Below are 19,908 nucleotides of genomic sequence, written 5' to 3' on the forward strand. Positions count from 1 at the left end.
ACTGCCCGGCCTACCTGCAGGGCAGTTTTTCATTTATTTACCCACCCCAAAGCACCGACCTTCTAACAATCCGCAGGCAAACAGGGGCATTATTAGTTGGCCATGTCCCATTATTGATGGTTCCCCAGATTGTTTAGTATGGGAAGTATGTCTGATTCATCCGTACTTTCCTCGGCGGACTCCGCCGACGCCAGCGGTGGTGTGGCAGCCGACGTAGGCGCGAAGGTGCCTGCTGTCGACGCACAGAGCGGCACCAAGACGAAGAAGGCTCGCAAGGGGGCGAAAGCCAAAAACAAGGCCAGTGCTAAGGCCAGAACTAAGTCCAAGTGCAAGCCCGGCTCCGCAAGCGAACCCGCCGTCGCACCGGCGGCCCTGCGCAAATCCGCGTCCTGGTGTCTAGCACAGCTCGACGCGGCTGTCCGTACCAGTGTCAACGCGGCTCTTGGCCGCACTCAGATTGAGTCGATTTCCATCCGCGGGTATTGGGTTCTGGAGGCCATCGCCGATGGCGGCGACATGGCTCAAACCGAGCTGAGCGCACTGCTCGGCATGGATCGCTCTGACATGGTTCGCCTAATCGACTCTCTGGAGTCGGCAAATCTAGTCGAGCGCACCCGGGACTCCAAAGATCGTCGCCGCCAGCTCATCGCGCTGACAGAAACGGGCAACACCACCCGCGCATCTCTGCGACGCTCACTCCGCAGAGCCGAGCGCGCCGCCGTCGCCGAATGCGCACCCGAGGTACGTGCGCTGCTCGCATCGCTTGCCGACGACTCCGCTGCAAGCCCCGAAACTGACTCCGGTACTCCGCTTTCTGACAATGCCGGCGCGAAGAATCCTGAGACCGCTACCCCAGGGGCCACGGCCACTGAGACAGACACCAAGGGCATGGCGGAGAATAAGACGCAGGCGACGTCGTCAAGCGATGCCCAGCGTCCTAAACGGAAGAAGTCGAAGAAGAAGAAAAAGCGCAAGAAGAATAAGAAGGGGGCTCTCAAGTGACAACCACTGAAGCGAAGTTCCTACGTGCTACGGAACAGCCGCTTGAGCGCACACTCATTGACATTGTCCGGGCGACCGCGCGAAGGTTCCCTGAGGCTGAGGCCATCGATGACGGCGAGGTTGTCGTCACGTATGCGGAATTGATCAACGAGATTGATTCCACAGCTACGTGGCTCTACGAACAGGGCATCCGTCGCGGCGACCGCATTGGTGTGCGGATGCCGTCGGGAAGCCGCGAGCTCTACCTGGCAATTTTGTCCATCATGGCTGCCGGTGCCGCCTACGTTCCGGTGGATGCGGACGACCCCGACGAGCGTGCCGAAATGGTCTTCGGCGAGGCCGGTATCGCCGGTTACTTCGATGCTGAAGGCCTACATTTGGCTGGCTCTACGGCGCGTAACCGCCCCCGCCCGCTGGACTCCGACGCCGACTCCGACGAGGAAGAGACGGAACCGACGCCGCCGAGCGCACGCGAGATCATCTCGCAGGAGCCCACTCCTGACGATGACTGCTGGATTATTTTCACCTCTGGCTCCACCGGTAAGCCCAAGGGCGTGGCGGTCACCCACCGCAGCGCCGCCGCTTTTGTCGATGCGGAGGCCCGCTGGTTCTTGGCCAACCATCCGGAAGGGCCGCTCGGCCCGGACGACCGCGTTCTCGCCGGCCTGTCCGTCGCCTTCGACGCCTCCTGTGAGGAAATGTGGCTGGCCTGGCGAAATGGCGCCTGCCTGGTGCCGGCCCCACGTTCGCTGGTGCGCTCCGGTGTAGACCTGGGCCCATGGCTGATTTCCCGCCACATCACGGCCGTTTCCACGGTCCCAACACTGGCCGGCCTGTGGCCCGCTGAAGCACTCGACAGCGTGCGCCTACTCATCGTCGGTGGCGAAGCCTGCCCGCAAGAGCTGGTCGAGCGCCTGTCCACCCCTGAGCGCGAGATGTGGAACACCTACGGCCCCACCGAGGCCACCGTCGTGGCCTCCGGCATCGAGCTGAAGCCTGGCAATCCCGTGACCATTGGTTTTCCTCTGGACGGCTGGGACCTCACCGTTATCGACGAGGAGGGCAACCCCGTCCCACCGGGCACGAAGGGTGAGCTAGTCATCGGCGGTGTGGGACTCGCGCGCTACTTGGATCCGGAGAAGGACGCCGAGAAGTACGCGCCGCTGCCAGCCCTGGGCTGGGAGCGCGCGTACCGCACCGGCGACCACGTCATCATGGATGAGGGCGGACTGTACTTCACCGGCCGCGTCGACGATCAGGTGAAAATCGGCGGGCGCCGTATTGAGCTCGGCGAGGTCGAGGCGCACCTGGCTGCCCTCCCCGGCGCTACTCAGGCGACTGTCGTGGTGCAGAAGACCGGTGCTGGCGACTCCATCCTGGTCGGCTACGTCGGCGCCGGTGGCGACGCCGCAGCCATGGACTACGACAAGTGCATGGACACCCTCCGCGATGCCATGCCAGCCGCGATGGTGCCACGCCTGCACATCATGGATGAGCTGCCGGTTCGTACCTCCGGCAAGGTCGACAAGGCGGCGTTGCCGTGGCCACTGCCTGCGCGTGCGGGTGAGGGCGACGTCGACAAGCTGAGCCCTGTGGAGAAGTGGCTGTCCGATATCTGGGCGGACGTGCTGTCCGTACCTGCGCCCGGCGCGGCCTCGGACTTCTTTGCCCTGGGCGGCACGTCCCTGGCGGCGGCGAGCGTCATCGCGCGCATTCGTCAGCGCGCCCCGCAAGTCGCCGTGCGTGACCTCTACGACCACCCGCGCCTGGGCAATCTCGCCGAAGAGCTAGTCGCGCGCGGTTTCATCAGCGACGACATGCTTGCCGACGACGCCAGCGACCCCACCGCCCACCTGGAAGAGGTGCCCGAGCCGACGCCTGTCTCCCGCAAGACCCGTTGGGCGCAGGTCGGCCTCATGGTGCCGCTGCAGTGGGCACGTGGTATGCGCTGGGTAACGTGGCTTGCGATTATCAACTGGGTTATCGGCGGGCCGCTGGCACTACCAGGCTGGTTGGTGGCTGTACTGGCCGTGTTGTTCCTGACCCCACTGGGGGTTATGCCCATCAACGCGGCGACGACACGCCTGCTCACGCGCAACATCACCCCGGGCGACTACCCGCGTGGCGGTTCGGTGCATCTGCGCCTATGGGCGGCTGAACGCCTGGCAGAGAGCTCCGGCGCCCACTCAGTGGCGGGCGCTCCGTTCGTGCTGTGGTACGCCCGCATGCTGGGTGCCCGCATTGGTAAGGGCGTGAATCTGCACGCGCTGCCGCCGGTGACGGGTCTGGTCAAACTGGATGATTACTGCTCGATCGAGCCGGAGGTAGACCTGTCCGGATACTGGGTCGATGGTGATGTCGTCCACGTCGGCGAGGTCACTATTGGCAAGCACGCCCGCATCGGTGCCCGTTCAACGCTGCTGCCCGGCGCGCGTATTGGCAATGACGCTCACATCGAGGCGGGTTCCACCGTCACCGGCGAAAAGAAGGTCAAGGCTGGTGCGCGCTGGTCGGGTTCCCCGGCTCGCAAGGTCGGCCGGTCCAAGCACCGCTTCCCGGAGGAAGTCCCGCCGGCGCGTCGCCACTGGGTGGCTATCTACGGTCTTACCGCTGTCTTGCTGACGCTGGTGCCGCTGTCCGCTGCGGTCGCGATGGCTGCTGTCATCGGTTGGGGCACGGGACTTATCGACGGCACCACCGAGCTAACCACCTCGAATCTCTGGCCAACGCTGGGCAGCGCCGTACTGTGGGCTATTCCCGCCACCTTCGTCGGTGTTGCGGTGTATGCCCTGCTGACGCTGATTCTCGTGCGCCTGTTCAGCATCGGCCTGAAACCGGGAGTGTTCCCGGTGCGTTCGCGCGTGGGTTGGCAGTCCTGGGCGACAATTCGCCTGATGGATGCTGCTCGTCACGATCTGTTCTTCATCTACGCTTCCATGCTGACCCCGCTGTGGCTGCGTGCGCTGGGTGCCCAGATTGGTCGCGACAGCGAGGTCTCCACCGCGATTGGTATTCCGAAGTTCTTGCACGTCAAGGACGAGTCCTTCTTGGCTGACGACACCATGGTCGGCAGCTACGAGCTCGGCGGCGGTTGGCTGCTGGTGGGCGACTCCCGCATCGGCAAGCGCGCCTTCCTGGGCAACTCCGGCATCACGCTTCCGGAACGCAAGCTGGCGAAGAACTCACTGGTGGCCGTGCTGTCCTCTACTCCGAAGAAGACCAAGTCCGGTTCCAACTGGTGGGGTTCGCCACCAGAGCGCATGCGCCGTGTGGGCACTGTCTCCAGCGATGAGTCGGCGCAGACCTACCGTCCGACTACGGGATTGAAGGTCGCCCGCGGCATCGTCGAGACACTGCGCGTCCTGGCACCGATGGTCTCTCTCATGCTGGCGACGATCACGCTGTTTAGCCTGCAGGGAATTGGTATGTTCACTGCGGAGTTGGTCACTGCAGGTGGCGTTGGCACTGCTCTGCTCGGCCTGGTGGTCGCGTGGCTGCTCTCCCCTGCCGTGCTACTGATTGTTGGTGTGCTGGGGCTGCTCATCACGGTCGTGGCCAAGTGGGTGTGCGTCGGCAAGCACAAGCCGGGTGACCACCCGCTGTGGAGTAAGTTCGTCTGGCTCAATGAGCTGCAGGATACGTTCGTCGAAATGGTCGCCGCGCCGTGGTACCTGAACCCGGCGATGGCCACCGGCGGTATCGCACGCGCGATGCGGCTGCTCGGCGCGAACGTTGGCCACGGCGTGTGGCTGGAGACGTACTGGCTGCCCGAGACCGACCTTGTCAAAATCGAGCGGGGCGCTTCTGTCGGCCGTGGTTGCGTCGTTCAGACGCACCTGTTCACCGACCGCGTGATGACGCTCGACACCGTCCACATCGGACACGGCTCCGTCCTAGGACCGCACTCAGTCGCACTGCCGGCATCTGTGCTTGACGACGGCTGCCGCGTCGAACCCGGTTCTCTCGTCATGCGCGGTGACCATGTTCCTGCGCACACCTCCTGGCGAGGTAACCCAATTGAGCCAGTGGTGGCCAAGAAGTAGCCCGGATTGAGCGGGGCTTAGGTAGGAGCCTGGTAGGCACAACGGGCTGCAAATGTGAAACTGTGAGAGTTTATGACACTTTCAAGCCATTTTTCGGACAATTTTTGCTATAAACGCGGTCAGTAACTCCATTGGCCCGCTGCCAGCCATAACCGAGGTCACTAACTCGCATTGGGGCTAAGTAGGGCTAAGTAGCAAAAGGTGCCCACCCGGCGACACGCCGAGCGGACACACTTTTTGCTACTTAACCCACTATTTATTTTGCGGCTATGCAGTTCGCGACTTACTCTGCTAGCTGCAACCGAGCCTGCTGAGCTGCGGCTACCAATACTTTCAGTGAAGCCGTAACCTCTTCCCAACCTCGGGTCTTTAGACCACAGTCCGGATTAATCCACAGCAGGTTGGGGTCAACGCTTTCAAGCGCATCTTCCACGAGCTGGTTGACTTCTCCGTCCGTCGGCACGCGAGGCGAGTGGATGTCCCAGACACCTGGACCAATCCCGCGAACGTATCCCTCATCTTTCAGCGCTGCGAGCACCTGCATACCGTTGCGAGCTGCTTCGATGGACGTGACATCGGCGTTGAGATCATCGACGGTGTCGATAAGCTCATTGAAGTCCGAGTAGCACATATGCGTGTGAATCTGAATGTCGTCAGCCACACCAGAGGTAGCCAGACGGAAGGAACCTACGGCCCACTTTAGGTAGGCGGGCTGGTCCGCTTCATTCAGGGGCAGCAACTCGCGAATGGCTGGCTCATCGACCTGCACGATTTGCGCTCCAGCGGCCACGAGATCTGCAATCTCATCGCGCAAAACCAGCGCAACGTTATCCGCAGTGTCACCGATGGGCTGGTCATCACGGACAAACGACCATGCCAACATGGTCACCGGCCCGGTGAGCATTCCCTTGACGGGAAGGTCAGTCATGTCTGCCGCTGCCTTGTACCACTGCACCGTCATCGGCTCTGGCCTGGTGATATCACCGTAGAGAATTGGCGGGCGCACACAGCGGGAACCATAGCTTTGGACCCAGCCATTGGTGGTGGCAAGGTAGCCGTCCAGCTGCTCCGAGAAGTATTGCACCATGTCGTTGCGCTCAGGTTCACCGTGAACCAGCACATCGAGCCCCAGTTCTTCCTGCTGTTCAATGGCAGATCGAATTTCAGCGAGCATTGCCGACTCGTAGTCAGCTGGGGTGAGCTCTCCCGTGCGCAGCTGCGCACGTGCACGACGAATGCTATTGGTCTGCGGGAAGGAACCGATTGTGGTGGTCGGCAGCGGAGGCAGATCGAGGGTCTCAGCCTGAGCCGCCTGGCGAGCCGCAAACGGGGAACGGTTACGGTCGCTATCCTCGATTGCCGCCAAAGCTTCACGAACTTCAGGCTTAACAATCCGCTTCGACTCTGCCCTCGATGCCAGTGCTGCCCGGGACTCCCTCAACACCTTCAAATCCGCGGCATCGAGTTGGCGGTCATTCAACTTGGCATCAAGCGCCCTCGCCAAAAGGGTCACCTCGGCAATTTTCTCATCGCCGAAGGCCAGCCACTGCAGCACCTCGGCATCTTCTTCGCTCGGGTTTTCCGAGGTCAGGGAGTACGGGACATGTAGCAGCGAACAGCTAGTCGACACCGCGATGGGGCCTCGGGCTGCCAGCTTCTCCAGCGTCGCCAGAGCTGCATCCAAGTCGGTGCGCCACACATTACGACCATCGACAATGCCCGCAACCAGCAGTTCCTTGCCGGTCCAACGCGGCAACTCGGAGCTACCTGCTACCAGGTCGCAACCAATGGCCTGCACGCCTGTGCCAGAAAGGGTTTCCAGCGCCTGATCACCATCACCAAAGTAGGTCTGCACCCACAACTTGGTATTCGCAGACTCCGCCACGCCGGCCAACTTCTCGTAGACCTGGCGAGTCCTAGCAAGAGTCACTTCATCGAGGTCAGTGACCAATACTGGCTCATCGAGCTGAATCCACTCAAAGCCCTTATCCCCCAGTTGAGCGATGATTTCCGCGTACGCATCGGTCAACTTTTCCAAAAGGCCAAGTGGGTTCGAATCATCGTCGGTACGCGACAGGCTCAAGTAGGTCACAGGACCAATCAAATGAGGGCGCAGCATGGTGGTGGCGCCATTGTTTAAGCTGCAGGAATCATCCAACCAGTCAGTGAGGTCAGAGGTAAATTCAGTATCGGCTGACAGCTCCGGAACAATGTAGTGGTAATTAGTGTCGAACCACTTGGTCATTGCGGATGCCGGTTGCGTCTTCGTACCGCGAGCGGCGGCGAAGTAGTGGTTGATCCATTCCGGTAGGTTGGAACCGTCCGTTTTCGGGACATTCTGGAAGCGGGCTGGAAGCACTCCGAGCAGCGCCGATGTATCCAGCATAGAGTCGTAGAACGAGCGCCCAATTGTCGGAACCGAGTCGATTCCTGCCTTCAGCGCTGCGCCAATGTAGCTATTGACAGTGTTGCGCGCCGTCGCGGCCAGCAGGCCGCCGGTCGCCGGGTCGCGCCAGTAGTTTTCCAGAGCTCTTTTGAGCTCACGATTACGCCCTATCCGCGGAATGCCCGCGAGGGTTGCGTGAATTGCCATGATCTCGTGATTTCCTCGTCAGTCGTGATCAGCATCGGATATGAAATTGCACAACCGGCAGGCATTCGGACTTGTCATCACTGCAAGATTGGTTATCAACGCGTCGGATAAACCAAAGCTCTGGCAGTGATGCTTACCGTTGCGGGACAGTTCCGGACTTGCACCGGGATTCCCCTGCATAACTCGAAGGCCTTATGCGCGCTAGGCTCAAAACACACCTTGCGCGGAAAACGTGCGATATGCAGCACTTTCCTTAATGAACACCTTCGAGGCGGCTGTGGATGTGAAGTATATCGCAATATACAAATATCTCATTCACTTAGCCCCCTCCCCGAGCCTTTGCTTTGATGCTCTCCTGCTGGGACCAAAGTGATTAAGCTCGTAGTCATAAAAGCTATTTATTCTACCTCTTTTCAAGGAGTGACCTCGAGTGACACAGGCTTCCGGACCTTCCCTGAGGGGCGCCAAGATTCCGTTCGATGGCCCGGTCCAGTCAGGCGTTGAACAGCCCGGCCAAGCACATCTCCGCCTCGTCGCATTCGATTTGAAGGACGGCATCGACGCAGCAGATCTGAAGGAACTGTTCTCCTCGCTTACCGACGTTGCCCGCCGCCTCACCCAAGGCCAGGACATCGAGGGGTATCTGGAACCGGAAATGGTCGCAGCCACTGCAAACCTGACTATCACAGCCGGTTTCGGTGAGCGCATCTTCGACGTCCTCGGCAAACCAGAGCGCAAGCCGGCTGGTCTGCACGATATCCCGTCATTCCAGCATGACATGCTCCGCCCTGAGTGGGGTCAGTCTGACTTCGCCCTGCAGTTGTGCGGTGATGACCTCGTCACCGTTACGGCCGCGTCCCGTCTACTGGAAAAGAAGGCGGCTCCGTGGGCTCGCGTGAAGTGGTTCCAGAAAGGCTTTTCCTACGCCTGGGGTTCGCAGCCTCACGGCGCTACCCCACGCAACCCGCTGGGTCAGCTCGACGGCACCGTCAACCCGTCCACTCCAGATGAATGGTCCGAACAGGTGTGGATCGACTCCAAGGACAAGGCGATTAACAACTCCTGCGTGATGGTTGTTCGCCGTATTGCGCTCGACTTGAACAATTGGGAGGAGCTCAGCACCGACGAACGCTCCATCGTTATCGGTCGTGACTTCCACACCGGCGCTCCTCTTTCCGGCGGCAACGACGAGTTCGATGAAGAGGACATGGACGCCGTCGATGACCAGGGCGAGTACCTCATCCACCGCCAGTCTCACTTGGCACTGTCCCGTGAGCAGGATGGCCAGCCTGACGACGCCCTGCGTCGCCGCGCCTATGCATACGAAGACCAGCCCGGTGAGCCAGCTTTCCCATTCGAAGGACCGAACGTTGGCCTGGTCTGGGTTGCATTCCAGAAGAACCCGGACAACCAGTTCAGCGCAATCCAGGCCCGTTTGGATCGCGGCGATTTGCTCAATGAGTGGAACCGCCATATCGGCTCCGCTGTGTACTGGATCGCCCCTGGCACCACCCCAGATTCCTACTGGGGTCAGGAGTTGATTGAGGGGTAAAGGCTGCAAGCTGGCAGGCTAAAGTCTGACGGACTAAAAAGCTGGCGGGCTGCAAATGTGAAACTGACCCAGTTTATGACACTTTCGAGCAAAATTTCTGGCCGTTTTTGTCATAAACTCAGTCACTAACTCGCGGTGGTCCCGGGTCCCCAGCCACAGGAGGATTGGCCCGCCGCCGCCCGCCATAAGAAAACGCCCGCCGAGTGCCTGAGCACTCATGCGGGCGTTACCTCTAGACAAGAATTTTGTCAGTTACGAGCCACCGAATTAGTCACCAATCTGGTCGCGGCCACGCTTAACAATCTTCGGATCCGGAGTACCGACCAGCTCGTGGTCCTTCTCCGTGTACTCAAACTTGCTCAGCACATAACGCATCGCGTTGATGCGGGCACGCTTCTTGTCGTTGGACTTAATGGTAATCCACGGGGACTCATCGGTATCCGTGTAACGGAACTGCTCTTCCTTCGCGCGGGTGTAGTCACCCCAACGGTCCAGCGATGCGAGGTCCATCGGAGAGAGCTTCCACTGACGTACCGGGTCGACCTGGCGAATAGCGAAGCGAGTGCGCTGCTCCTTCTGGGTCACCGAGAACCACAGCTTGGTCAGCGAAATACCGGAGCCCAGAATCATGTTCTCCAGCATCGGAACCTCACGCAGGAACTCTGCATGCTGAGACTCAGTACAGAAACCCATCACGCGCTCAACGCCCGAACGGTTGTACCAAGAACGGTCGAAGAAGACGATTTCGCCAGCGCACGGAAAATGCTCAATATAGCGCTGGAAGTACCACGAGGTGGACTCACGCGGCGACGGCTTTTCCAGAGCCACAGTTCGAGCACCACGCGGATTCAGGTGCTCGTTAAAGCGCTTAATGGTACCGCCCTTACCAGCGGCGTCACGGCCTTCGAAGAGGATGATGTGCTTCTGACCAGTTTCCTTGGTCCAGTTCTGCCACTTCAGAAGCTCAATCTGCAGCTTCCTCTTAATAGACTCGTATTCCTTGCGCGTCATGCGCTCCTCGTACGGGTAGCCATCGCGCCAGGTATCAACCCGCTCACCGTCTGGAGTGACCAGTACCGGATCGTCCTCATCAGAATCATCGACGACGTAACCTTCGGTCTTCGCCAAATCGACGATGTGGAATTCCTCTTCATTCTTGTCAGCCATACCCCTTATCCTACTGAATTTCTCTACCACACGTCCCCCATGCGGGTGCCCTTACCTGCAATTTCCCAGCAGTTAACGTTCCGTCTTACCGAAATTGAGGGGGTGGGACTGCACGCAGCGACCGTCGATAAGCACTGCGCGTACAATAAATGCCATGTTGTTATCCGAGGCTCTTGCCGCACGATCCGAAGTTTCCGACCGGCTGGCTGAGATTAATCGCCGTCTCGCGCTGGTGGCGCAGGTGCAGGAAGGCGATACGCCTGATGAAGATCCGCAAGCGCTTATTGCCGAAGCCGAGCGTCTGATGGCGCGCTTCGAATGGCTGGTGCGCTCGATTAACGCAACGAATTCCGCTACTGCCTTCGAGGACGGAACGCTTAGCGACGCACTTGCGAAGCGCGACCACCTGCTAACACGGCGGCGGTTCTACACCTCCGCAGCCGATCAGGGCTCGGGTCGGCGGGATCGATACTCAGCTTCGGAGATTCGCTATGTCGCCACTGTGGATATCCGGTCGCTGCGCCAGAAAGCCGACAAGGCGGCGAAGGAATACCGGGACTTGGATACCCGTATTCAGCAGGCGAACTGGTCAACCGAGCTTATCGAGGCCGCGAATAAGCCGGCCGAATAGCAAAGTGGCAGGGTTCGGTAGCGAAACCAGAAGAATTTCACATTTTGATAAGTCGGTAGTTGCATCCAGATTGTCGGCGAGCGCGACGGCCCGTCTCTGGCCTTAAAGGGACACCTAAAGATCTCACCTGTACTGAGGCAGCAGGATTAATAACAGACAGTCCTCGGCATTGCGTACATGGGTACAGATCATCGGTTATTTTTCACTACCAAGCGCTGAGGCGTCTGATGCAACGAGGGTGGGTTCGGGGACTTAAAACTTTCTCAAGTTACACAGCAAAAAGCGCCGCTGAGGATTTCCCTCAGCGGCGCTTTTTAGGCTAACTCAAGCAGTCGGGACCTCTTTTAGAAGCCCATGCCGCCCATCTCGTCGCCACCCGGCATTGCCGGCATAGCCGGTTCCGGCTTGTCAGCGACAACAGCCTCGGTGGTCAGGAACAGAGCCGCAATGGAAGCGGCATTCTGCAGTGCGGAGCGGGTAACCTTCACCGGGTCGTTGATGCCAGCTTCCATCAGGTCGATGTACTCGCCGGTAGCAGCGTTCAGGCCTTCACCCTGCGGCAGGGAAGCAACCTTCTCGGTAACGACGCCGGCCTCGAAACCAGCGTTCAGAGCAATCTGGCGCAGCGGAGCTGCGAGAGCCGCACGCACGATGCGGACACCGGTTGCCTCGTCGCCGGTCAGACCCAGCTCGTCGTCAAGCACGTGCGAGACCTGCAGCAGTGCGGAACCGCCACCTGCGACGATGCCCTCTTCCACAGCAGCCTTTGCGTTACGGACGGCATCCTCAATGCGGTGCTTGCGCTCCTTGAGCTCGACCTCAGTTGCGGCGCCAGCCTTGATAACTGCAACACCGCCGGCGAGCTTAGCCAGGCGCTCCTGCAGCTTCTCCTTGTCGTAGTCGGAGTCGGAGTTCTCGATCTCAGCGCGGATCTGGTTGACGCGGCCCTCGATAGCGGACTGCTCGCCAGCGCCCTCGACGATAGTGGTCTCGTCCTTGGTGACGACCACCTTGCGAGCGCGACCCAGCAGCGGCAGGTCAGCGGTCTCGAGCGACAGGCCGACCTCCTCGGAGATGACCTGGCCATCGGTCAGGATAGCCATGTCCTGCAGCATTGCCTTACGACGGTCGCCGAAGCCCGGAGCCTTGACAGCGACAGACTTGAAGGTACCGCGGATCTTGTTGACGACCAGGGTGGACAGAGCCTCGCCCTCGACGTCCTCAGCAATGATCAGCAGCGGCTTGCCGGACTGCATGACCTTCTCCAGCAGCGGCAGCAGGTCCTTGATGTTGGAAATCTTGCCGGAAACCAGGAGGATGTACGGATCCTCCAGAACGGCCTCCTGGCGCTCCATGTCAGTGGCGAAGTAACCGGAGATGTAGCCCTTGTCGAAGCGCATACCCTCGGTCAGCTCCAGGTCGAGACCAAAGGTGTTGGCCTCTTCCACGGTAATGACGCCTTCCTTGCCGACCTTGTCCATAGCGGTGGCAATCAGCTCACCGATAGCCGGGTCAGCAGCGGAGATACCAGCGGTAGCAGCAATCTGCTCCTTGGTCTCAATGTCCTTAGCGGACTCCAGGAGCTTCTCGGTAACAGCCGTGACAGCCTTCTCGATGCCGCGCTTGATGCCCATCGGGTTGGAGCCAGCAGCAACGTTGCGCAGACCCTCGGAAACCAGAGCCTGAGCCAGAACGGTAGCGGTAGTAGTACCGTCACCAGCGACATCGTCGGTCTTCTTGGCAACTTCCTTGACCAGCTCAGCGCCGATCTTCTCGTAAGGATCCTCAAGTTCGATTTCACGTGCAATGGAGACACCGTCGTTGGTGATCAGCGGTGCGCCCCACTTGCGCTCGAGGACTACGTTGCGACCCTTCGGGCCCAGCGTAACCTTGACAGCGTCTGCCAGGGTGTTCAGACCCGTTTCGAGACCGCGGCGGGCCTCCTCGTCAAATGCAATCATCTTAGCCATGAGGTTTGAAGAATCCTCCGTCTATTTATGTGGCACTTACATTGGAAGTTGACCCAGGCGCCCGCGACGGCATGTGATTCGAGGGAAGCGCCGCCCTCTCCATCACCGGAGTCAACACTGTACTTTTTAACGACTTTGCAACACTTGTTTCAGCCTGCGCTGCAGTATGTGCTGCAGTTTGCTGCAACTCGCATACAACGCACACATACACAAGGTGTGAAGTTGTTTTTATTAGCACTCAATTAGAGCAAGTGCTAATTCACTTTTTAGCACTCAACCCCATCGAGTGCAAGGTTAAGCGCCGCAACTCCCAACGCCAATACCACTCCCGACGTCACTCCCAACGCCATCATGCCTGTGCGCCTACACTGTCGCACATGAGCATTATTGATAAGGAACTCACGGGCACCCTGCGAGACCACATCTCCAGCCAACGCGAGACCATCCGCACTCAGCTGACCGAGCTGGTCGCTTTCCCATCCGTACACGGCACCGAAGAAACCAAGCAGGCCTGCATCGACGCAGCCCAGGCGGTTACTGACATGTACGCAGAGCTGGGTATCGAGCTAGAGGCGCATCACACCATCGACGGTTCGATTGCACTGTCGGGTTTCATCCCCGGGTCGTCGGAAAGCGCGAAGACCGTACTGCTCTACTCCCATTACGACGTCCAGCCGGCGGGCGACGAATCCGCTTGGACCGCGGATCCGTGGACGCTCGATGAGCGCGACGGTCGCTGGTACGGACGCGGTACTGCCGACTGCAAGGGCAACGTGGTCATGCACCTGGCTGCGCTGCGCGCGCTGCGCGACGACGCTCTTGCGGGCCACGTCGACATGCCAAACATCAAACTCATCGTGGAGGGCTCCGAGGAGCGCGGGTCGGCGGGCCTGAACAACCTCATCGCCACACAGCCAGAGCTTTTCGACGCCGACGTCATCCTCATTGCGGATGTCGGCAATGCCGAGGTTGGCCAGCCGACGCTCGTGACCACTCTGCGCGGCACCGCCGATGTGGAAGTACGCGTCGATGCGCTGGAGCAGCCGGTTCACTCGGGCATGTTCGGCGGCGCAGCCCCGGATGCGCTGGCGGCACTGATTCGCATGCTCGACAGCCTGCGCGATGAAAATGGCTTTACTTCTATTGATGGACTGGACTGCTCGCAGCGGTGGGAGGGCCTGGACTACTCGCCAGAGACTTTCCGCGCTGACGCCGGCGTGCTCAATGGAGTGGGCCTGATTAGCAACGAGGACACTTCCGTCTCCGATCTGACCTGGGCGCGCCCGTCGGTGATTGTGACCGGCATCGACTGCCCACCGGCAACCAATGCTGTCAACGCGATTTCGTCGACCGCCATGGCGCACATTAACTTCCGCATCCCAGGCGGCGTTGATCCGGCTGAGGCGCAGGACGCGCTGGAAAATCACCTGCGCGCACATGCTCCGTGGGGCGTGAAGGTGACGGTCGAACGCGACGAGCTGGCTAACCCGTTCCGGGCCAACGTTGAGGGCAAGGTTGTGCAACTGGTCGCTGACAGCCTGTCGGCCGCCTATGGCAAGGAGACCGCAAGCATGGGCGAGGGCGCCTCAATTCCGCTGTGCGCCACCCTGCTGGACGCCGTACCAGGTGCTGACATCGCGCTTTACGGCGTGGAGGAGCCACAGGCTCGCATCCACTCGGCTGATGAATCGGTCGACCCGAACGAGATTCGCGACATCGCTATTGGCGAGGCGGTTTTCCTGGCCTCTGTCAACGGAATTTAACGGGGACAGCAAAGAATCCACCAAAGATATTGATTGAATGACTTGTGTCACATCTTTTACCTGTAGTAAGGTTCCACCCATGCAGCAGAACATTCTTATTCGAGTAGCGAAGGCTACGAACCCCGGTGGAGGCCGACAGGACTGACCCCTCCACACGGGGTCTCTGGCCGCAACTTCTCAAAGCACTTGGTTGGTCCGCCACTCACAGCAAAAGCAACTAAGCAAAGGACCAGAAAAGAATGTTTCCCACTCGCACCCAGAAGAACATGTCCACTTCGACGACGTTCACGGGCAAGCGCCCTTCGTTGGAGCACCAGGACGACGGCAATGTGCGAACTTATTCCGACGATCCATTTAGGGCTCGATTCGGACATCGCCTGCCTCGAGGCTTAAGGCAAGAAGCTCGTGGCATGAACTGGCAGAAGTTCAAGGACACCTACTCCCCCACGAGCGGCCCGGTTCAGATCAAGAATTTCGAGGCAACCCGCGGCACCCTGGGGCGCTGGATTTTCAACGCTGACTTAACACTGACCGACAAGGACGACCACACCCACACCTTCACCCAGGAGATTACCGCTATGGGGCCGGTGTCGGCTTGCACTAATCTGCTGGCTGATGCAGGTTACCGCGTGGAAATCGTGGAATTCCACCAGTTCGAAATCTTCGAAGCTACCGCTACCTTTGTCTATGCAGGTCACAACAATGACCATGTGTGGACCATGGGCTTCGGCCAGACTCCGGAGGCTTCCGTGCTCTCCGCTTTGGTCTGCGCTGCTAACCGCCTGCATGGGTAGGACGCGGATGCTGCTCGTTTAGTAAACGGGGGGTGTCCCTATGTTTTTGTCAAGTGCCAGACCGATGTTGACGAGCACAGTCTTGGGAGTAGTTTCTTAGGCGTGCCTAGGAGCCGGCCAGCGTGTGCTGGTCGGCTTCGTCTTTGGGGCTTTATGCGGCGACGGGGCGTGGCGGGATTTCGCGGAAGAACTCCTTGTTTTTCAGCATCGCGTAGATGACATTGCATCGCCGTCGTGCCAGGCATATGACTGCTGCGTTGTGGCGTTTTCCTTCAGCGCGTTTGCGTTCGTAATACCGCCGTGACGGTTCGTGGCTGCGGATAACCGCGAATGCCGAGTAGAACAAGGCGTTTTTCAGTCGTTTATTGCCTGACCGTGCCGGGAACTCACCTCTGATCGACGAACCGGATCGTCTAGTCACGGGCGCTATTCCAGCATAAGCAGCTAAGTGGCCAGCACTATCGAAGTCGGAGCCATCACCGATCGCAAGAAGGATCTGCGCTGCGGTCTTGATGCCGACTCCGGGCATACTCATCAAGACCTCACAAAGAGGGAAATCAGCGAGCATCTCTTCAACCTGCTCAGCAATGGTGTTTCGTTGCTCTTTGAGGGCCTGGATGTTTGCAGCCAGTTGAGGAATTACTAACTCGGCGGCATCGCTTCCAGGCACGGTGACTGTTTGAGCTTTCAGCGCTGTAAAAATGTCGTCTACCAGCGGGGTGGGGTCTTTACGTGTGCGCTTGATCATCCAGTTCAACACTCGTTGGTATCCGGCTCTTTTTAGCCCCTGCGGTCCCTTGTAATGGATCAATAATTCCAGGATCGGCGTGCGAGTCAGGGTGCTACCAGCAAAAACTCGTTCCAGGCTGGGGTAGATCTGGGTGAGGACACTGCGAAGCCGATTGACAGTGCGAGTGCAATCGCGGGCGATGTCATCATCGAAGCCGGACAGCATCTTTAGGGCGGAGAGTACCTCATCATTGCGGTCGACGGCACGTAGCGTGTGGGGCATTGTGCGGGCGGTGTCGGCGATGATGAATGCGTCGCGTTTGTCTGTTTTTGCACGTCCCGGATAGAGATCTGCAGCTTTGCGCATCGCAAGACCTGGCAGGTATCCGACTTCGCAACCGCAGTCCCGGGCTACAGCAATCGGTAGTGCGCCGATGGTGTTGGGTTGGTCGACGATCACGAGCACGGTGCCAAGCTTCTGAAGCTGGTGAAAAACGCCTGCTAGTTCGGATTCGAGTTGAGGCAACGGTTTGTCGAAGACCTTGTTGCCATCACGGTCTAAGGCGCAGGCGTGGTGTTCAGATTTGCCGACGTCTAGACCAAGGAATATGTCGATGGAATGCTCCGGAGACATGATGAGCTCCTAGAAAACGAGATGGGTATGGCGTTGTTCCAGTCGCTGGTGTCATGACCTTCGTTGCAAGCACCCACGTTACAAAGAGACCTAGTTTAAAACTGGCCGTGTCCCTATCAGCTGTCATCGAAAGTCCTGGCACCCGGCGGCAACACCCCCCCCGGATTATGGAAACTACAGGGCAGGTAAGCCATACCGGGACCAGCGACTATCCCCATTATCGGGGACACTCACAAGGTAACGGGAATGCGACCGGGGAAGCCCAACGCATGTGGGCCTCGAGCATTCGCGTTTTAGCGCTTCAGCCCCGCGATCATGGTCTTCAAGTTGCTGCGCAGGAAATCCTCGTAGGTTCCCGCGACCGTGCCCGGCTTGCCGAGCTCATCGGAGTGCAGTGGCTCGTCGAAGATCGGAATCCCGGCCTCCTTCGAGACGGTCTTCATGGGGCGCGTATCCACGTTCGACTCCACGAACAGGTGCTTCGGGCGCTTGTCCTTCAGCTGGCGCACGAGGTGTCCGATCTGCGCGGGGGAGCCGTTTTCATCCGTGTCGATCTGCCAGATATACAGCTGCTCCATGCCGTAGGTGTCGACCATGTATTGGAAGGCATGTTCACTGGCCACGAGCACACGATCCTCCTTCGGCAGCGCACCGATCTGCTCGCGGTAGTCGGCGTCGATGCTCTCCAGCATGGCCTTGTACTCCGCCCCCTTCTCCTCGATGTGCTCGGCACGCTCGGGCAGGGCCTCGGCCAGCGCCGCGGTCACGTTCTCGGCCATCGCGATGCCGACGGTCGGGTCCAGGAAGGCGTGCGGGTTGATCTCCTGATTGCCCTTTTCGTCCTTGAGGTACTTCGGTTCCACGCCCTTGGTGGCCTCGACCATCTGGGAATCGTCCAGGCCCGCGGTGTTTTTCAGTTTCGCGAGCCAGCCGTGCTCACCGCCCTCGAGGTTCAGCCCGTTGTAGAACAGCAGGTCGGCGTCGCTCGTCGCATCCAGGTCCGCGGGCAGGGGGTCGTAGTCGTGCGGGTCCGTGCCGGTCGGCACGAGGTTATGGACGTCCACCGCCTCGCCGCCGATCTCCTCCACCAGGTCCGCCAGCAGCGTGAAGGTGGTGACGACGTTCAGCTGCTCACCGTCTGCCTTCTCCTCCGTCGAGAAGGTCACGGCCCCGAACACGAGGGCACCGCCCACCAGGAGGGCCAACAGCGCGGCCAGTGGCTTATTGCCCAGCGAGCGAGCAATCAGTCCCTTGCCTGGCGCGAAGAGGAAAGCCAGCAGGAACAGCGCGCTGGCGGTCAGCACGATCGTCACGCCGGAGGACACGTTGTAGCTATAGCTCAGGAACAGCCCCACTACGGAGCTGAGCGCCGAGATCGCCACTGAAAGCCCGATCATCACTCCCAGCCGGTTCGTCAGCAGGTACGCCGCCGACGCCGGAGTGATCAGCAGGGAGACCACCAGGATCACGCCCACCGTCTGCAGGGAAATGACCGTCACCAGCGTGAGCACCACCATCAGCCCGTAGTGGATTGCCCGCACGGGCACGCCAGCCGACTGCGCCATGACGGGGTCGAAGGTGCTGAGCTTGAGCTCCTTGTAAAAGACCAGCGTGAGAATCAGCACGGCAGCGGCAATACCGATCGAGAGGTTGCGGTCGGCGTCCTGAACGGTCAGGACGTTGCCGAAGAGGATCTCCGTCAGATCCGTCGCCGTCTGCGCTTTCGCCATGAGCAGCACGCCGATCGCGAAGAAGGTGGAAAAGACGATGCCGATCGCCGAATCGTTCTTCACAGTGGAGCGTTCGCTGATCAGCCCGATCGCCAGTGTGGCGAGTAGACCCGCGACCACCGCCCCGAGGAAGAGGTTCGTGCCGAGCAGGTAGGAGGCCGCGACCCCCGGTAGTACGGCGTGCGAGATGGCGTCGCCGATCAGGGCCATGCCGCGCAGCACGATGAAGCTGCCGACGATGCCGCAGGCCACGCCCACGATCACCGAGGTGATCAGCGCTTTTTGCAGGTAGCCGTGGCTGAGTAGTGAGTCGAGGAACTCCGCGATCATGCTGTCTCCTCCTGGAGGGCTGCCTGCCGTGGCGTGGGGTGGGCTGGTGCTGACGGCTCGCGGATGACGAGCGCGCCGAAGGCCTTCTGCAGCACGTCGGGGACGAAGACCTCCTCGGTGGGACCCGCCGCGACGAGCTCGCCGTTGAGGACGATGAGGTCGTTGTAGTAGCCGCGCACCGTGTTCATGTCGTGGTGCACGACGACGACGTGCTTGCCCGCGTCCGCCATCTGCCGCAGCAGGGTCACGATCGTCTTCTCGCTGGGGACGTCGATGCCGACGAAGGGCTCGTCCAGGAAGATGTACTCCGCGTCCTGGACGATGGCGCGGGCAAAGAGGACGCGCTGGAACTGTCCGCCCGAGAGTTCGCTGATGTGGCGGTGGCGAAAGTCCCACATGTCGACGTCCTTGAGAGCCTGGGTGGCTGCTTCGCGTTCGGCCTTGCCGGGGCGGTGGAAAAGACCCAGGCGCGGGTAAGTGCCCATCAGGACGGTGTCGAAGACGCTGGTGGGGAAGTTGCGGTCGAGGTCAGAGCGCTGCTCGATATAAGCGATTGCGCGGCGCTGCTCGGCGGGGGCCTTGCCGTCGAGGGTGACGGGGTAGCCGGCAGGGGCGCCGGTGGGGCCTGTGCCGTGGACGTTGTGTTTGTCCAGGATCTGGAGCATCGCCTTCATGAGGGTGGATTTGCCTGAGCCGTTGGGGCCGATGATGCCGTGCATGCCGGGGGAGTCGAGGGTGAAGCTGATGTTCCGAATCGCGGTGTTCGCGCCGTAGCTCACGCTCAAGTTCTGGACGCTAATACTCATGGCAGCCAAGAATAGTGGTCAGTTCAATGAATCACCAAGTTCAATGTATTGACCTTTGGGGTGGGGTGGTGTTGGGGGGGGCAGTAATGGCACTGATTTGGGGCTTGAGCAGTCAGCCGCTCAAGCCCCAAAAAATGCCCAACTTCCGCCCCCCCCACAACTCA

At 60.0% G+C, this 19,908-nt stretch carries 12 protein-coding genes and 1 riboswitch; of the genes, 6 read left to right on the forward strand and 6 right to left on the reverse strand.

The genetic code is table 11. The annotated features are described in order from the left end of the window. Positions 1-147 precede the first annotated feature (147 nt). Together HMPREF3042_RS03695 and HMPREF3042_RS03700 are read left to right on the forward strand one after the other, a co-directional pair. Positions 148-1,002, forward strand: coding sequence for a MarR family winged helix-turn-helix transcriptional regulator (locus tag HMPREF3042_RS03695; RefSeq protein ID WP_070856096.1), 855 nt, complete (start codon positions 148-150; stop codon positions 1,000-1,002). Continuing rightward, positions 999-5,045, forward strand: coding sequence for a Pls/PosA family non-ribosomal peptide synthetase (locus HMPREF3042_RS03700; RefSeq protein ID WP_070856097.1), 4,047 nt, complete (start codon positions 999-1,001; stop codon positions 5,043-5,045). Before HMPREF3042_RS03695 ends, HMPREF3042_RS03700 begins: the two co-directional genes overlap by 4 nt. A 283-nt stretch (positions 5,046-5,328) precedes the next feature. Here the strand turns inward: HMPREF3042_RS03700 and metE are convergent, their stop codons facing one another. Beyond that, positions 5,329-7,638 carry a 5-methyltetrahydropteroyltriglutamate--homocysteine S-methyltransferase gene (metE, locus tag HMPREF3042_RS03705; protein ID WP_070856098.1) on the reverse strand — a complete coding sequence of 770 codons (2,310 nt, stop codon included), beginning with the start codon at positions 7,636-7,638 and terminating at the stop codon, positions 5,329-5,331. Positions 7,639-7,676: 38 nt separating this feature from the next. Next, positions 7,677-7,859, reverse strand: a riboswitch (cobalamin riboswitch). Positions 7,860-8,068: 209 nt separating this feature from the next. Between metE and HMPREF3042_RS03710 the strand changes: the two genes are divergently transcribed. Continuing rightward, positions 8,069-9,190: a Dyp-type peroxidase gene (locus HMPREF3042_RS03710; protein WP_070852091.1), complete on the forward strand. Its 1,122-nt coding sequence runs from the start codon at positions 8,069-8,071 to the stop codon at positions 9,188-9,190. Between the two features lie 267 nt (positions 9,191-9,457). Here the strand turns inward: HMPREF3042_RS03710 and ppk2 are convergent, their stop codons facing one another. Then, positions 9,458-10,357 (reverse strand): polyphosphate kinase 2, encoded by a 900-nt coding sequence (gene ppk2 / locus HMPREF3042_RS03715; RefSeq protein ID WP_005510168.1) that lies wholly within the window; start codon positions 10,355-10,357, stop codon positions 9,458-9,460. A 154-nt stretch (positions 10,358-10,511) separates the two neighbouring features. Between ppk2 and HMPREF3042_RS03720 the strand changes: the two genes are divergently transcribed. Next, on the forward strand, positions 10,512-10,988 hold the full coding sequence (locus HMPREF3042_RS03720; protein WP_049190643.1) for a DIP1984 family protein: 477 nt from the start codon (positions 10,512-10,514) through the stop codon (positions 10,986-10,988). 344 nt (positions 10,989-11,332) lie between these two features. Here the strand turns inward: HMPREF3042_RS03720 and groL are convergent, their stop codons facing one another. After that, entirely contained in the window at positions 11,333-12,958 is a 1,626-nt protein-coding gene (gene groL, locus HMPREF3042_RS03725; RefSeq protein WP_038626677.1) for a chaperonin GroEL, read from the reverse strand. 377 nt (positions 12,959-13,335) lie between these two features. On the opposite strand from groL, the gene HMPREF3042_RS03730 reads away from it, so the two are divergent. Further along, a complete protein-coding gene (locus tag HMPREF3042_RS03730; protein WP_070601052.1) occupies positions 13,336-14,721 on the forward strand; it encodes a dipeptidase in 1,386 nt (461 codons plus the stop codon). Between the two features lie 239 nt (positions 14,722-14,960). Then, the gene (locus HMPREF3042_RS03735; RefSeq protein ID WP_070856099.1) at positions 14,961-15,515 is read left to right on the forward strand and encodes a 2-isopropylmalate synthase; all 555 of its coding nucleotides are present in this window, start codon (positions 14,961-14,963) and stop codon (positions 15,513-15,515) included. A gap of 151 nt (positions 15,516-15,666) precedes the next feature. Here the strand turns inward: HMPREF3042_RS03735 and HMPREF3042_RS03740 are convergent, their stop codons facing one another. The 3 genes from HMPREF3042_RS03740 to HMPREF3042_RS03750 all read right to left on the reverse strand — a co-directional run bounded on the left by HMPREF3042_RS03740 (position 15,667) and on the right by HMPREF3042_RS03750 (position 19,744). Next, complete coding sequence (locus HMPREF3042_RS03740; protein ID WP_070856100.1) at positions 15,667-16,878, reverse strand: IS110 family RNA-guided transposase; 1,212 nt, start codon at positions 16,876-16,878, stop codon at positions 15,667-15,669. A gap of 293 nt (positions 16,879-17,171) precedes the next feature. After that, positions 17,172-18,938 (reverse strand): metal ABC transporter solute-binding protein, Zn/Mn family, encoded by a 1,767-nt coding sequence (locus HMPREF3042_RS03745; RefSeq protein ID WP_222865187.1) that lies wholly within the window; start codon positions 18,936-18,938, stop codon positions 17,172-17,174. Beyond that, complete coding sequence (locus tag HMPREF3042_RS03750; RefSeq protein ID WP_035006260.1) at positions 18,935-19,744, reverse strand: metal ABC transporter ATP-binding protein; 810 nt, start codon at positions 19,742-19,744, stop codon at positions 18,935-18,937. Before HMPREF3042_RS03750 ends, HMPREF3042_RS03745 begins: the two co-directional genes overlap by 4 nt. Positions 19,745-19,908 lie beyond the last annotated feature (164 nt).

The sequence above is a fragment of the Corynebacterium sp. HMSC074C05 genome, assembly GCF_001838325.1.
GTDB classification, from domain to species: domain Bacteria; phylum Actinomycetota; class Actinomycetes; order Mycobacteriales; family Mycobacteriaceae; genus Corynebacterium; species Corynebacterium amycolatum.